At 75.9% G+C, this 1197-nt stretch carries 1 protein-coding gene; it reads left to right on the top strand.

All coding sequences use genetic code 11. The annotated features are described in order from the left end of the window. The coding region (locus tag LWC33_RS34650; protein WP_233308936.1) for a hypothetical protein at nucleotides 1–1197 on the top strand (1197 nt) is incomplete at both ends.

Here is a 1197-nt window from a genome sequence, read left to right as displayed (position 1 = left end):
TCCGAGGAGCGGGCGGAGCTGCACCGCCTGCGGACCGAGCTGGCCGCCCTGCGGGCCGCGTCCCCCGCGCCCTCGGTGCCTCCGCCGCCTCCGGTGCGTGCGCGCCGCCCGGTCCGGTGGGCCTCCCTGGGCTCGGCGGTGTTGCTGGTGCTGGGCCTGCTGCTGGTGCCCGTGTCCGTGCTCGCGGTCTGGGCGCACAACCAGATCTCCGACACCGACCGGTTCGTCGCCACCATGGGTCCGGTCCTCGAGGACCCCGCGGTGCAGACGGCGGTGACGGACCGGGTGACCCAGGAGATCTTCGCCCAGGTCGACGTCCAGCAGCTGGCGAACCAGGCGGTCGACGCGCTGGCCGCCCAGGGCCTGCCCGCCCCGATCGCCGACCGGCTGCACGGGCTCACCGGCCCGCTCGCCGACGGCACCCGCAGCTTCGTGCAGGGGAAGGTCCAGGACGTCGTGAGCAGCCCGGCGTTCATCGCCGCCGGGCAGCAGGCGCTGACCCTGACCCACCAGCAGCTGGCGGCGGTGCTCGCCGGCCAGTCCTCGGCGATCACCGTCCAGGGCGGCGACGCCGTCCTGGACCTCTACCCCTTCATCCAGGCGGCCCAGCAGCGGCTCGTGGCCGACGGCTTCGCGCTCGCCGCGAAGATCCCGCCGGTCCACCCGACGATCACGCTGTTCCCGGCCAGCATCCTGGTCCGCGGCCAGACGCTCTACCACCTGCTCGACGTGGCGGCGACCTGGCTGCCCTGGGTCAGCCTCGTGTTCCTGATCGGCGGGGTGCTGCTGGCGCGGAACCGGCGGCGGGCGACGCTCGTGGTCGGCCTGGCCGTCATGGGGACGATGCTCGTCCTGGCCGCGGCCCTGCTGATCGTGCGGGGCGTGGTGGTCGGTTCCGTGCCCCAGCAGGGGGCCGCCGCGGCGGCGTCGGCCTACGACATCGTCGTGCGCTTCGTCCGCGCCGGGCTGCGGACGCTGTTCGTCGTCGGCCTCGTCGTGGCGCTCGCGGCGTGGGTGACCGGCCGGTCGTCCGCGGCGGTGCGGATCCGCGCCACCCTGGCCCGCGGGGTGGCGTCCCTGCGCCGGGGCGCGGTCGGCCGCCGGCTCGCCGAGGGCCCGGTGGGGCCGTGGGTCCACGACCACCTCGTCCTGCTCCGGACGGCGCTGGTCGTCCTGGCCGCGCTCGTGGTCGTGCTG

It is taken from the genome of Pseudonocardia terrae, assembly GCF_021343995.1.
In the GTDB taxonomy this organism is placed as follows: Bacteria; Actinomycetota; Actinomycetes; order Mycobacteriales; family Pseudonocardiaceae; genus Pseudonocardia; species Pseudonocardia terrae.
Note: the sequence above shows the minus strand (reverse complement) of the source record. Positions and strands in the feature narration are given on the sequence as shown.